Annotated in this window: 15 protein-coding genes; 4 read left to right on the forward strand and 11 right to left on the reverse strand. The window is 70.8% G+C overall.

Annotated elements, in window-relative coordinates; translation table 11 throughout:
* The first annotated feature begins 59 nt into the window (after window positions 1-59).
* Together MFF21_RS05250 and MFF21_RS05255 are read left to right on the forward strand one after the other, a co-directional pair.
* A complete protein-coding gene (locus MFF21_RS05250) occupies window positions 60-260 on the forward strand; it encodes a DUF3311 domain-containing protein (protein ID WP_238310140.1) in 201 nt (66 codons plus the stop codon).
* Window positions 257-1,711, forward strand: a complete 1,455-nt coding sequence (locus tag MFF21_RS05255) for a sodium:solute symporter family protein (protein WP_238310141.1) — start codon at window positions 257-259, stop codon at window positions 1,709-1,711. The genes MFF21_RS05250 and MFF21_RS05255 overlap by 4 nt, the downstream gene beginning before the upstream one ends.
* A gap of 10 nt (window positions 1,712-1,721) precedes the next feature.
* On the opposite strand, the gene MFF21_RS05260 is transcribed toward MFF21_RS05255, so the two are convergent.
* On the reverse strand, window positions 1,722-1,859 hold the full coding sequence (locus tag MFF21_RS05260) for a hypothetical protein (protein WP_238310142.1): 138 nt from the start codon (window positions 1,857-1,859) through the stop codon (window positions 1,722-1,724).
* A gap of 157 nt (window positions 1,860-2,016) precedes the next feature.
* Window positions 2,017-3,003: a tyrosine recombinase XerC gene (locus MFF21_RS05265; protein WP_238310143.1), complete on the reverse strand. Its 987-nt coding sequence runs from the start codon at window positions 3,001-3,003 to the stop codon at window positions 2,017-2,019.
* Window positions 3,004-3,140: 137 nt separating this feature from the next.
* Here MFF21_RS05265 and MFF21_RS05270 point away from each other — a divergent pair, with 137 nt between their 5' ends.
* Window positions 3,141-3,536 carry a VOC family protein gene (locus MFF21_RS05270; protein ID WP_238310144.1) on the forward strand — a complete coding sequence of 132 codons (396 nt, stop codon included), beginning with the start codon at window positions 3,141-3,143 and terminating at the stop codon, window positions 3,534-3,536.
* Between the two features lie 27 nt (window positions 3,537-3,563).
* Here MFF21_RS05270 and MFF21_RS05275 read toward each other — a convergent pair whose 3' ends face one another.
* From MFF21_RS05275 to MFF21_RS05285, 3 genes are all read right to left on the reverse strand, one after another.
* Window positions 3,564-4,160, reverse strand: a complete 597-nt coding sequence (locus tag MFF21_RS05275) for a cysteine hydrolase family protein (RefSeq protein ID WP_238310145.1) — start codon at window positions 4,158-4,160, stop codon at window positions 3,564-3,566.
* A gap of 109 nt (window positions 4,161-4,269) precedes the next feature.
* On the reverse strand, window positions 4,270-4,635 hold the full coding sequence (locus MFF21_RS05280) for a hypothetical protein (protein ID WP_238310146.1): 366 nt from the start codon (window positions 4,633-4,635) through the stop codon (window positions 4,270-4,272).
* The gene (locus MFF21_RS05285; protein ID WP_238310147.1) at window positions 4,635-4,817 is read right to left on the reverse strand and encodes a hypothetical protein; all 183 of its coding nucleotides are present in this window, start codon (window positions 4,815-4,817) and stop codon (window positions 4,635-4,637) included. The genes MFF21_RS05280 and MFF21_RS05285 overlap by 1 nt, the downstream gene beginning before the upstream one ends.
* A 132-nt stretch (window positions 4,818-4,949) precedes the next feature.
* Here MFF21_RS05285 and MFF21_RS05290 point away from each other — a divergent pair, with 132 nt between their 5' ends.
* Window positions 4,950-5,171: a hypothetical protein gene (locus MFF21_RS05290; protein WP_238310148.1), complete on the forward strand. Its 222-nt coding sequence runs from the start codon at window positions 4,950-4,952 to the stop codon at window positions 5,169-5,171.
* A gap of 43 nt (window positions 5,172-5,214) precedes the next feature.
* On the opposite strand, the gene MFF21_RS05295 is transcribed toward MFF21_RS05290, so the two are convergent.
* From MFF21_RS05295 to glnA, 6 genes are all read right to left on the reverse strand, one after another.
* Complete coding sequence (locus tag MFF21_RS05295; protein ID WP_373324924.1) at window positions 5,215-5,967, reverse strand: NUDIX hydrolase; 753 nt, start codon at window positions 5,965-5,967, stop codon at window positions 5,215-5,217.
* Entirely contained in the window at window positions 5,918-6,397 is a 480-nt protein-coding gene (locus tag MFF21_RS05300; RefSeq protein ID WP_373324925.1) for a DUF983 domain-containing protein, read from the reverse strand. Before MFF21_RS05300 ends, MFF21_RS05295 begins: the two co-directional genes overlap by 50 nt.
* A gap of 23 nt (window positions 6,398-6,420) precedes the next feature.
* Entirely contained in the window at window positions 6,421-8,775 is a 2,355-nt protein-coding gene (gene rnr / locus MFF21_RS05305; protein WP_238310149.1) for a ribonuclease R, read from the reverse strand.
* A gap of 154 nt (window positions 8,776-8,929) precedes the next feature.
* Entirely contained in the window at window positions 8,930-9,268 is a 339-nt protein-coding gene (locus tag MFF21_RS05310; RefSeq protein WP_238310150.1) for a hypothetical protein, read from the reverse strand.
* Window positions 9,269-9,332: 64 nt separating this feature from the next.
* Window positions 9,333-9,911 (reverse strand): NADPH-dependent FMN reductase, encoded by a 579-nt coding sequence (locus MFF21_RS05315; RefSeq protein ID WP_238310151.1) that lies wholly within the window; start codon window positions 9,909-9,911, stop codon window positions 9,333-9,335.
* A gap of 113 nt (window positions 9,912-10,024) precedes the next feature.
* Window positions 10,025-11,434, reverse strand: coding sequence for a type I glutamate--ammonia ligase (glnA, locus tag MFF21_RS05320; RefSeq protein WP_238310152.1), 1,410 nt, complete (start codon window positions 11,432-11,434; stop codon window positions 10,025-10,027).
* Between the last annotated feature and the right edge of the window lie 482 nt (window positions 11,435-11,916).

Here is an 11,916-nt window from a genome sequence, read left to right on the forward strand (position 1 = left end):
TTGGCCCGTCCTCTGCCTCTTCTCCCGGCATCTCCGCTCAAGACGGAACCGAATCGCGCATGAAGCACCTGCAATGGCTCGGCCTGCTGCCGTTTCTCGGCATGCTCGGCGGCCCCTTCGTGTTCAACCGGGTCGAGCCTTTGGTGCTCGGCATGCCGTTCCTGCTCGCCTGGCTCGTCGGCTGCACGGTGGCGACCGCGGCGATCATGGGGGTGATCTACCTCACCGATCCGGCCAACCGCCCGGGCTCCGACCGATGAACGCGGCGCTTCCGATCATCGGGCTGGCCGTCCTCGTGGCCCTCGGCCTCGGCCTGCTGGCCCGGGCCGGCCGCGACATGGACATGGAGCAGTGGAGCGTGGGCGGCCGCGGCTTCGGCACGGCTCTGGTCTTCCTGCTGATGGCGGGGGAGATCTACACCACCTTCGCCTTCCTCGGCGGCTCGGGCTGGGCCTACGGCAAGGGCGGCCCGACCTACTACATCCTCTGCTATCTCAGCCTGATCTACGTGATCTCCTACTGGCTGCTGCCGCCGATCTGGCGCTACGCCAAGGCGCGCAACCTGTTCTCGCAGCCGGATTTCTTCGCCGCGAAATACGACAGCCCGGCCCTCGGCGTGCTGGTGGCCCTGGTCGGGATCGTCTCCCTCGTCCCCTACATGGTGCTGCAGCTGAAGGGCCTCGGCATCATCGTGTCCACCGCCTCCTACGGCGCGATCCCGCCGACCGTGGCGATCTGGATCGGGGCGGCGGTCGTCACCGTCTACGTGACGGTCTCCGGCGTGCGCGGCTCCGCCTGGACGGCGGTGCTCAAGGACATGATGATCCTCGGCGTGGTCGTCTTCCTGGGGATCTACCTGCCGTATCACTACTATGGCGGCATCGGGGAGATGTTCCGGGCGATCGACCAGGCCAAGCCCGGCTTCCTCGCCCTTCCGGAGCGGGGCCAGAGCGCCTCCTGGTTCGCCTCGACGACGCTGCTCACGGCCCTCGGGGGCTGGATGTTCCCGCACACCTTCGCCTCGCTCTACACGGCGCGGGAGCCGGGGGTGTTCCGCCGCAACGCGGTGCTGCTGCCGCTCTACCAGCTGATGCTGCTGTTCGTGTTCTTCGCAGGCTTCTCCGCGGTGCTGCAGGTGCCGGGGCTGAAGGGGCCGGATGTCGACCTGTCGCTGTTCAAGATCGCCCTGGAGACCTTCCCGCCGTGGTTCGTCGGGGTGATCGGGGCGACCGGCGTGTTCACGGCCCTGGTGCCGGGCTCGATGATCCTGATCGCGGGGGCGACGCTCACGGCCAACACCCTGCTCCGCCCGCTCCTGCGCGGGCGGGCGGATGCCTCCACGGGCACCCTGGCGCGGCTCACCGCGCCGGTTCTGGCGCTGGTCTGCGTCGCCTTCACCCTGCACGGGGGCGAGACGATCGTGCAGCTGCTGCTGATGGGCTACAGCTTCGTCACCCAGCTCTTCCCGGCCCTGTTCGCGAGCCTGCTTCCCCGCAACCCCCTGACCAAGGCGGGGGCCATGGCGGGCATCCTCGCGGGTGTCGGCACCGTGGCGGTGACGACCTCGGGCGGCTGGACCATGGCGAGCCTGTTCCCGGGGCTGCCGGGGGCGATCCAGGACGTCAATATCGGCGCCGTGGCGCTGATCCTGAACGTCGCCGTCGCCCTGCTCGTCAGCCTCGCGACGCGGCGCGCCGCGACGGCCGCCTGAGCCGAACCGGCTAGGCGCGGCTGGCGGCGCGGGACCGGGCCAGCACGCGCACCGCCGAGACCGGCAGGAGCAGCGTCTTCACCACGGCGGTGACGGCAAGGACGGCGATGACAGGAAGGACTGCGACGCAGAGGCCAACGACGGGCATGGGCTGCTCCTGATCGGCGAGGCGGACCGAGAAGCCGGGCCGCCTTGTTGGTAACCATAGCGCCACGCAATCGCGGCGAGACAAAGGACGCGGGATGGCTCCACTGGAATTTCGAGCCGGCTTGTCACGGTTTTCCGTCCCGGGCGCGGCATCGCGCTCACGGGACCACGCGCCCGGCGCGGGGATGGGCGGCCTCGAAGGCGCTCATCAGGCGGGCGGCGTCGACCTTGGTGTAGAGCTGCGTGGTTGAGAGCGAGGCGTGGCCCATCAGCTCCTGGATCGCCCGCAGCTCCCCCTGGCGGGCGAGCAGATGCGTGGCGAAGGAGTGGCGCAGGGCGTGCGGCGTCGCGCTGTCGGGCAGGCCGAGCGCCCCGCGCAGGGTGGCGACGGCGTATTGCACCACCCGCGGCGAGAGCGGGCCACCCTTGGCGCCCACGAAGAGCGCGTCCTCCTCGTCGAGAGGGTAGGGGCAGGCGGCGAGGTAATCGGCGACCGCCTGCGCCACCGCGGGCAGCACCGGCACGGCGCGCACCTTGCCGCCCTTGCCGGTCACCCGCACCTCGTCGATCCCCGGCAGGGGCGCGTCCTTGCGGGTGAGGCCGAGGGCCTCGGAGATGCGCAGGCCGGAGCCGTAGAGCAGCGCGATCACCGCGGCGTCCCGGGCGAGCACCCAGGGCTCCTTGGCCTCGCCGGCCCTCGTCTCGGCCCGGGTCATGGCCAGGGCCGCCGGCACCGGCAGGGGGCGCGGCAGGCGCCGCTCGACCTTGGGCGAGCGCACCGCGCCGAGGGCCGCCACGCCGCCATGCCCCTCCCGCTCCAGGTAGCGGGCGAAGGAGCGCAGGCCCGCGAGCATCCGCATCAGCGAGCGCCCGCCGATGCCCTCCGCCCGCCGCGCCGCCATGAAGGCGCGCAGGTCCCGCGGCGTCAGGGCGGTGATGAGGGCGAGGGTCGGGGTGCCGCGGCGCTGGTCGAGATGGACCAGGAACTGGCGCAGGTCGCGGGCATAGGCCTCGACCGTATTCTCTGCCATGCGCCGCTCGCGGACGAGGGCGTCCCGCCAGCCGAGGAAGGCGGCCTGCAGGCCGGCATCGCCCGGGGGCAAGAGGCCGGCGGCGTCGGGTCCGTGGGGATTCGGGGCGAGCATCGCGCCCCCAGAGACGCCCCGTAAGGTTGACGTCCCGTTAAGGATGACGGGGCCTTTCCGTCGCGCCCCATTCGCGCCAGATGGGCGGGGCGCCCCGGCCCGGCCGGCGCGCCGCGAACCGACTTCGAGGAACCTCCATGTCCAAGCCCGTCCACTCGATGATCCGCGTCCTCGACGAGCAGCGCTCGCGCGACTTCTACGCCCGCGCCTTCGGCCTCGCGGTGGCGGACCGGATCGACTTCCCGGATTTCACGCTGATCTACCTGCGCGACCCGTCCTCGCCCTTCGAGCTGGAGCTGACGGTGAACAAGGGCCGCAGCGAGCCCTACAATCTCGGCGACGGCTACGGGCATTTCGCCGTCACCGTGGAGGATGTCGAGGCCGAGCATGCCCGCTTCGAACGCGAGGGCCTGCCCGCCACCCCCGTGAAGGCGCTGAAGCACGGCGACACGCCGCTCGCGAAGTTCTTCTTCACCACCGATCCGGACGGCTACAAGATCGAGGTCATCCAGCGCGGCGGCCGGTTCGTCTGAGCGCGGCCCACTCCCCAAAAAGCCGCCTCAGCGGATCTCCGCCCCCGTGGGCGCGATCACCGCGAACAAATCGCCCAGGGCCGCGAGGCTCGCGGCCTGGAGGGCGGCGGCGGGGACGATGCTGCCGTCCGGCCCCGGCAGGGCGCGGGTGGCGGTGGCGGCGGCGACCACGGTGGGGCGGAAGCCCAGGTTGAAGGCGCTGCGGGCGGTGGAGTTGACGCACATATGCGTCATGAAGCCCGCCAGGATCACGTCCTTCACTCCGGCCGCCTCCAGCTTCTGCTGCAGGTCGGTGCCGACGAAGGAGCTCGGATAGTTCTTGGTGACGACCGGCTCGCCAGGAATCGGGGCGACCTCGTCGCTGATCTGGCCGATGGCCGCGCTCACGTCGTAGGGCGAGCCGGGGCCGGCATCGTGGCGCACGTGGAAGACCGGGATGCCCGCCTGCCGCGCCCGGCCGAGCAGGGTCTGGGCCTCCCGCACCGCCGCCTCGACGCCTTCGAGCGTCATCAGCCCCTGGCGATAGGTGTTCTGCAGGTCGATCAGCACCAGGGCGGAGCCCTTCAGCCCAGCCGGCTCCGACCCGAGCCCGGACACGTCGCGCAGCGTCTTCAGATCGGCCATGGGCGTTTTTCTCCGTGGTGATGGCGCGGCCAGCACAGCCCCCGGCCCGGCCGCCGTCAATCGAACTTTCGGCCGGGTCGGGGTGCCATCATGCGCTGGCGCAGGCGCCCTACTCGCCCGTCTCCAGGGCGGAGAAGCCGGCGAGCGCCGTCTCGCAGAAGGCCGGGGCCTCCGGCTTCGGCAGGCTCGTTTCGAAGGCGATGGCGTCGTTGAGGGCGAGCACGTAGCGCTCCTGGGTCAGGGCCACGCCGACCGCCCGCTGCATCGCTTCGCGCCGGCTCCGCAGCAGGGCGTCGACCCGCTCCGGAGCGACGCCGCAGAGGATCGCCCGGCCGACGACGCGGCCCTGCCGCGCCCCGGCCTCCTGCGGGATCACCAGGGGCTTTCTCGCCGCCTGCTGGGCTGCCTCCTGGGCCGATACCGGGTGAGCGAGGGCGAGGAGCGCGAGGCCGGCGCCCGCGAGCACGGCCCGCATCAGGCGAAATCCGCGATGTCGTCGGCGATCTCGTCCGGCGCGGTGACGGCGGCGAAGCCCGCCTGCCAGGCCTCGTGCTCCGGGCTGCCCGGCGGATGCGGGTTGCGCGAGCGCGGCTCCCGCGCCTCCGCGGCGGCCTTGCCCGCGCGATAGGCCTCGCTCTGCTGCGGATCCTCGGCCATGCGTCCCTCCCGTCCTGGTCGGGTTCCTAAAACGACGGGAACCCGATGCCTGTCACGCGAAATCCGGTCCGTCTCCGGCTCAACGGCGTTCGGTTTCGGAGGGCTCCCCCGCGCCGATGCGACAGCGTTCACGTGTCGCACGCCTTTGCTCAGGGCAGCACGGCGCGCCTGCGCAGCCCCCACCCGCCGGGCTCCCTGGCCTGGCTGTCCTGGATCGTGGCCCGGCACGGCGGCTGGAACGTCGCCGGCAAGCCACCGGGGGCCAAGACCATGGCCCGCGGCTGGAAGCGCTTCGCCGCCCTCCTCGCCGGCGCCCTCCTCGCCACCCAGGACTCACTTCCGCAAAGGCCGTAGCCCCAGGGAGAGGAAAGGCCGACGCGATCGGCCCGACTCGGCCTCAGAGCAGCTCCCGCTGCCCCTTGCCGTAGCGCTCGAAATAGAACGGGATCGGTAGATGCGGGGCGAAATCCGCGCCGGCCGCGGCCTCGAGGTCGTCGAGCACGGCGCGGGTGATGCGCGGCAGGTCGAGCTGGCGCGCCTCGTCGAGGCCGACCCAGGCGAGCTCCGTCAGCTCCGAATCCGGTCCCACGATGCCGGCGCGCTCGACCGCGATCGACCGGCGGTCGGCGACGAAGAAGCGGGTGTCGAAGCGGCGGGGCCGGCCGGGGGGCGTGATCGCCCGGGCCACGAGGCTGAGGGCTTCGAGATCCGGCAGCACGCCCTCGTCGCGGAAGGCCGTCCAGGGTCCCTCGGGCACGGAATCCGGCGAGCCGTAATCGCGGGTGCCGAGCATCAGGCCCGTTTCCTCGAAGGTCTCGCGGATCGCGGCCAGGGCGAGGATGCGCCCGAGATCGCCGCTCGCGCGGGCGACGCGGGCGGCCAGGGCCGCCTCGCTGCGGCCGGGCAGGGCGCCCATCACCGGCATCTTGCGGTCGGTGGGCTCGATGCGGCCGCCGGGGAAGACGAACTTGCCGCCCATGAAGGCGAGGCGGGCATTGCGCCGGCCCATGAGCACGCGCAGCCGCTTGCGCGAGCGGTCCAGCAGGATCAGCGTCGCGGCGTGGCGGGGCTTGAGCGCGGGGGCCTTGCGGGCGGGGGGCTCAGAGGCGCCCGAAGCCGGCGGCAGGGTTTGCGTGATCGCCGGGTCCAAAGCCTGCCTCCTGGGAGCCGTGCCGCTCCGCGTCGGGAGGTAGCTTGCCGAAGCCGTGCATGCCAAGGGCGTATTGCAGGCCGACGACGGCCCCCTTCACCGGCTGCAGCAGCGCGAGCGCCATCACCAGGGCGAGCAGGGGCCACAGCAGCATCGAGGCCCAGAGGGGTACGTCGTAGTTCATCTCGACCTTCAGGGCGAGGTAGCCGACGATGTGGCCGACGATGAAGATCACGAGATAGGGCGGCAGGTCGTCCGCCCGGTGGCCCTGCATCTCGAGCCCGCAGCATTCGCAGGACGGCCGGACCTTCAGGAAGCGGCCGAACATGTGGCCCTTCCCGCATTCCGGGCAGCGGTTCAGGAAGCCGCGCAGCATCGACCGCGGAACCGGCGGCCGGGCGGGGACGATCTCGGTGGGCGGGGTGTCCATGCCGCCTTCTACACCCGCGACGCTCATCCGCGCGAGCCGCGGTGACGCGTGGGCGTGCTGCGTCCGGCGGTGGCCTTCGCGGCGGCCCGGGCGGGCGCCTTGCCGAATTTGGGCTTGCCGGGACCGGGCTTGCCGGCCTTCGGCCTGGGGCCCTTGCCGAATTTCCGCCCCGCCGATCCGCGGCCGCCGGCCGGGCGGCCCTCGGAGAGCAGCTCGAAGCGCAGCGCCCCGGCCACCGCCGCCGCCTCGACGAGGCGCACCTCGACCCGGTCGCCCAGGCGGAAGCTCTCGCCGGTACGGTCCCCGACGAGGGCGTGCCGACCCTCCTCGTGGCGGAAATAGTCGGCCCCCAGGGTCGAGACCGGGACGAAGCCGTCCGCCCCCGTCTCGTCGAGCTTCACGAACAGGCCGGAGCGGGTGACGCCGGAGATCTGGCCGGAAAAGGTCGCCCCGACCTTATCGGCGAGATGGGCCGCGATCAGCCGGTCGATGGTCTCGCGCTCGGCCGCCATGGCCCGGCGCTCGGCCGCCGAGATCTGCTCGCCGATCTGCTCCAGCAGGCCGGCGGTGACGTCGGCGGGCAGGCCGTCCTTGCCGAAGCCCTCCGCGGCGATCAGCGCCCGGTGCACGATCAGGTCGGCATAGCGCCGGATCGGCGAGGTGAAATGCGCGTAGCGGCGCAGGTTCAGACCGAAATGGCCGAGATTCTGGCTCGAATAGACGGCCTGGGCCTGGGAGCGCAGCACCACCTCGTTGATGAAGGTGGAATGCTCGGTCTCGGCCACCGAGAGCAGGATCCGGTTGAACAGGGCGGGCCGCAGCGCCCCCTCCTTCGGCAGCTTGATGCCGATCGAGGCCAGCACCTCGCCGAGCATCCGCATCTTCTCCAGGGCCGGCTCGTCGTGGACGCGGTAGATGAGGGGCGACTTCGCCTTCTCCAGGGTCTCGGCCGCGGCCACGTTGGCCTGGATCATGAACTCCTCGATCAGCCGATGCGCCTCCAGGCGCTCCGGCACGATCACCCGGTCGACGCCCCCCTCCGGGGTGAGGAGCACCTTGCGCTCGGGCAGGTCCAGGGCGAGGGGGCCGCGGCTGTCGCGGCCCTTCTTCAAGACCTCGTAGGCGTCGTAGAGCGGACGCAGCACGCTCGCGAGCAGGGGGCCGGTCTTCTCGTCCGGCCGCCCGTCGATCGCCGCCTGGGCCTGGGCATAGGCGAGCTTGGCGCGGGAGCGCATGATGACGCGGTGGAAGCTGTGGCGCCGCTTGGCCCCGTCCGCGGAGAAGACCATGCGCACGGCGAGCGCCGGCCGGTCCTCGGCCTCGCGCAGGGAGCAGAGATCGTTGGAGATGCGCTCCGGCAGCATCGGCACGACCCGGTCGGGGAAATAGACCGAGTTGCCGCGCAGCAGCGCCTCGCGGTCGAGAGCGGAGCCGGGGCGGACATAAGCCGCGACATCGGCGATGGCGACGGTGACGATGACGCCGCCGGGATTGTTCGGATCCGGGTCGGGCTCGCCCATCACCGCATCGTCGTGGTCCTTGGCGTCCGGCGGGTCGATGGTCAGGAGCGGCCGGTCGCGCCAATCCTCGCGGCCGCGCAGGGTCGCCTTCTTCACCGCATCCGCCTCGTCGATCACGGCCTGCGGGAAGACATGGGGGATGTTGTGCAGGTGGAGCGCGATCAGGCTGACCGCCTTCTCCGAGCCGAGGGTGCCGAGGCGCTCGCGCACCCTTCCCCGGGGCAGGCCGAAGCGGGTCTCCCGCTCGACGCTGACGCTGACGAGATCGCCGTCCCGGGCCTCGCCCTCCTCGCCGGGGGGAATCGCGATCTCGCGGCCCTGGGAACGCTTCTCCACCGGCTCGATGCGCCCGCCCTCGCGGCTGGCGCGGTAGATGCCGATGATCTCGGCGCGGTTCTTTCCGATCACCTTGATCACCCGGCCGGTATAGCGGCCGGGGCTCTCGGGATCGGCGGCGACGCGGATCAGGGCGCGGTCGCCGAGGCCCGGAGCCGGGCCGGCCCCGCGGCGCCCGCGCGGGACCGCGACCAGGATGCGCGGGGCCTCGCCCTCGCCCTCCCATTGCGCGGGCTTGGCGATCAGCTCGCCGTCGCGGTCGCGGGAGAGGATGTCGGCGAGCACCACGGGGGGCAGGGCCCCGGCCCGGCTGAGGCCGCCCCGGCCGCGCTCGATCGCGCCCGCGTCCTCGATCTCCTTCAGAAGGCGCTTCAGGCCGATCTTGTCGCCGCCCTTGATGCCGAAGGCCTGGGCGATCTCGCGCTTGCCGACCTTGCCGGGCGACTCGGCGATGAAGGCGAGGATCTGCTCGCGGGAGGGGAGGGCGGGCGCGCTGCCCGAAGGATGGATGCGTCTGGCCAAGGATGGGCTTTCGGCGCCGAAGCCGATGCCGCCGGCGCGCAGGGATGTCGAGGGTCGAAGCGGCCGTCGCGACCGCGCTGACGACGAAGATGGGCCTTGAACGGCCCGACAACAACGCCGCCGGGATTGGCGTGAACAGGTTCCGGCTCGCGGATCAACCCGTCGCGGCGGCTTTGCGGATCTGCTCGACCGCCGCATCCACGTCGAAACCGGGTCCGGTGAGGGCGGCGAGCGGGATCGGGCAGGCCTCGGGCAGGGTCAGGCTCACCTGCCCCTCCTCGGGGCGCAACACAGGCGACTCGGCGGCCTTCACCGCCAGCATCCAGGCCCCGTCGATCCGCATGCTGTCCACCGCAGGCGGATCGGCCGCGAGCGCCACGATCCGTTCCGCGGCCGCCTGCCGGAAGGCGAGGCTGCGACCGTCGTCGGAGACCAGGGCCGCCCGGACCAGATCGGCCAGGGCGTCCCTGACCCTCTCCACGCTCGCGTTCATCGGCTTTCCGCTCTCCGCGCAGGCCCCGGACGATCCGGCCGGCGCCAGGCGGGGGCGGGCACGCTCAATAGGGCGTGCCCTGCGCCCGCCGCGCCTTCAGGGCTTCCGCGTACCAAACCAGCTCGTCGAGGAAGCGGTTCGCCGATTTCGTCAGCCATTCCTCGGCGGGCTCGCCCGCCTCGTTCACGGCCTTGTGCAGGCGCGGGATCGGCAGGAGGGAAGAGATGCTCGGGCAGCCGAGCTCGGCCAGCATCGCCCGGAGCTGCATCGCCGCCCGGACGCCGCCGAACTGGCCGGCGGAATAGCAGCAGATTCCCGAAGGACGCCAGAAATACTCCTCCAGGAAATGGTCGAGGAGGTTCGAGAGCGCCGGCGGGATGGAGTGGTTGTATTCCGCCGAGACAATCAGGAAGGCGTCGGCGCGGGTATAGAGCGCGGCGAGATCCTGCAGCGCCTGCGGCGCCTCGCCCTTGGGGTATTCCTTGTACATCCGGTCGAGGAGCGGGAGCTTCCGTTCGGCCGGATCGACCAGCGGCGCCTCGATGCCGCGGGCTTCGAGGCGGGCGACGAGGAAGCGGGCGGCACGGATGCCGATCCGGTCCGTACGCACGCTGCCGAGGAGGACGGGAATCACGAGCGACATCGGTCGGATCTCCTTGCGGGCCTGCGACGATCAAGTCGGGCGGCGGCCGCACAAGAAAAGGGGCCGGATCGCTCCGGCCCCTCCAAAGACGTCGCGTGAGAGCCGGCGAGGGCTCAGAGCGAGTAGTAGTGCACGAACTCGATCGGGTGCGGGGTCATCTCGTAGCGCAGCACCTCGGTCATCTTCAGCTCGATGAACGAGTCGATCTGGTCGTCCGAGAACACGCCGCCGGCCTTGAGGAAGGCGCGGTCCTTGTCGAGGTTCTGCAGGGCCTCGCGCAGCGAGCCGCAGACGGTCGGGATCTTCTTCAGCTCCCGCGGGGGCAGGTCGTAGAGATCCTTGTCCATGGCCGGGCCCGGATCGATCTTGTTGATGATGCCGTCGAGGCCGGCCATCAGCAGGGCCGAGAAGGCGAGGTAGGGGTTGGCCATCGGATCGGGAAAGCGGACCTCGACACGCTTGGCCTTCGGGTTCGTCGTCCACGGAATCCGGCAGGAGGCCGAGCGGTTGCGGGCCGAGTAGGCCAGGAGAACCGGGGCCTCGTAGCCCGGGACCAGGCGCTTGTAGGAGTTGGTCGACGGGTTGGTGAAGGCGTTGAGCGCCTTGGCGTGCTTGATGATGCCGCCGATGTACCACAGGCATTCCTGGCTGAGGTCGGCATACTTGTCGCCCGCGAAGAGCGGCTTGCCGTTCTTCCAGATCGACTGGTGCACGTGCATGCCGGAGCCGTTGTCGCCGTAGACGGGCTTGGGCATGAAGGTCGCGGTCTTGCCGTAGCTCTGCGCGACGTTGTGGATGCAGTACTTGTAGATCTGCATGTGGTCGGCGAGCGTGGTCAGCTTGTCGAACTTCATGCCGAGCTCGTGCTGGGCCGAGGCCACCTCGTGGTGGTGCTTCTCGACCTTCACGCCCATCGACTGCATGGCGGCCAGCATCTCGCCGCGCATGTCCTGCGCCGAATCCTGCGGGGGCACCGGGAAGTAGCCGCCCTTGGTCTGGACGCGGTGGCCGAGGTTGCCGCCCTCGTACTCGGTCATGCCGTTGATCGGCAGCTCGGTCGAATCGAGCTTGAAGCCGGTGTTGTAGGGATCGGCGGCGAACTTCACGTCGTCGAACACGAAGAACTCGGCCTCGGGGCCGACGAAGATGTCGTCGCCGATGCCGGTGGAGCGCAGATAGGCCTCGGCCAGCTTGGCGGTCGAGCGCGGATCGCGGGAATAGGGCTCGCCGGTCGAGGGCTCCAGCACGTCGCAGACGATCGACATGGTGGAGGCCGAGAAGAACGGATCCATGCAGGCCGTGCTCGGATCGGGCATCAGCAGCATGTCCGACTCGTTGATCGCCTTCCAGCCGGCGATCGACGAACCGTCGAACATCGTGCCTTCGGCGAAGATCTCGTCGTCGACGAGCGAGACGTCGAAGGTGACGTGCTGCCACTTGCCACGGGGATCGGTGAACCGGAAGTCGACGTACTTGACGTCGTTGTCCTTGATCTCTCTCAGCACATCAGCTGCGGATTTCATCGGGCGTGGTCTCCAAAGCGATGTCCGAGGGAGAAGCACCGGCGAGCGCTCGGCGACGGACCGCGGCTCCGGCTCCGCACGGGGCGGGCCTTCGGCGGCAGGCGGGCGGTAGTCGGCCGCGCGCCGTCACGGCGTCGGAAGATCGACCGGTAAAGCCTCCCTCGGCGCGTTTCCGCGCCCGCCACGCCGATCGTGACGAGCGTGCCGCCCGAGGCTCTTGAAGACACCGGCTCCGGCTGGAAACGGCGGCCCCGCTCGACGGCGGCATCCTGCTATCCGCTAAAGCCCTGCCTGTCACCCGTTCTCGAACGGGGAGAGGCGCTTGCCTCCCGCTCCGGGGCCGAATCGGGCGACAAACCGCCCCGAATGTCGACTCGTGAAGAAGTTCCTTTCAACGCGGATTTTCCCGATCACGACCGCGTGAGAAGGCGACGCTTGGCATGCGAAATGCTAAACCGTGGGTGGCCGTCGATGGCTCCGAC

This window comes from Methylobacterium organophilum, assembly GCF_022179465.1.
Lineage (GTDB): Bacteria > Pseudomonadota > Alphaproteobacteria > Rhizobiales > Beijerinckiaceae > Methylobacterium > Methylobacterium organophilum.

Bases quoted from the DNA above. Each gene is read 5' to 3' on its own strand.
- MFF21_RS05250 (WP_238310140.1), top strand. From the start codon at position 60: ATGAAGCACCTGCAATGGCTCGGCCTGCTGCCGTTTCTCGGCATGCTC.
- MFF21_RS05255 (WP_238310141.1), top strand. From the start codon at position 257: ATGAACGCGGCGCTTCCGATCATCGGGCTGGCCGTCCTCGTGGCCCTC.
- MFF21_RS05260 (WP_238310142.1), bottom strand. From the start codon at position 1,859: ATGCCCGTCGTTGGCCTCTGCGTCGCAGTCCTTCCTGTCATCGCCGTC.
- MFF21_RS05265 (WP_238310143.1), bottom strand. From the start codon at position 3,003: ATGCTCGCCCCGAATCCCCACGGACCCGACGCCGCCGGCCTCTTGCCC.
- MFF21_RS05270 (WP_238310144.1), top strand. From the start codon at position 3,141: ATGTCCAAGCCCGTCCACTCGATGATCCGCGTCCTCGACGAGCAGCGC.
- MFF21_RS05275 (WP_238310145.1), bottom strand. From the start codon at position 4,160: ATGGCCGATCTGAAGACGCTGCGCGACGTGTCCGGGCTCGGGTCGGAG.
- MFF21_RS05280 (WP_238310146.1), bottom strand. From the start codon at position 4,635: ATGCGGGCCGTGCTCGCGGGCGCCGGCCTCGCGCTCCTCGCCCTCGCT.
- MFF21_RS05285 (WP_238310147.1), bottom strand. From the start codon at position 4,817: ATGGCCGAGGATCCGCAGCAGAGCGAGGCCTATCGCGCGGGCAAGGCC.
- MFF21_RS05300 (WP_373324925.1), bottom strand. From the start codon at position 6,397: ATGGACACCCCGCCCACCGAGATCGTCCCCGCCCGGCCGCCGGTTCCG.
- MFF21_RS05310 (WP_238310150.1), bottom strand. From the start codon at position 9,268: ATGAACGCGAGCGTGGAGAGGGTCAGGGACGCCCTGGCCGATCTGGTC.
- MFF21_RS05315 (WP_238310151.1), bottom strand. From the start codon at position 9,911: ATGTCGCTCGTGATTCCCGTCCTCCTCGGCAGCGTGCGTACGGACCGG.
- glnA (WP_238310152.1), bottom strand. From the start codon at position 11,434: ATGAAATCCGCAGCTGATGTGCTGAGAGAGATCAAGGACAACGACGTC.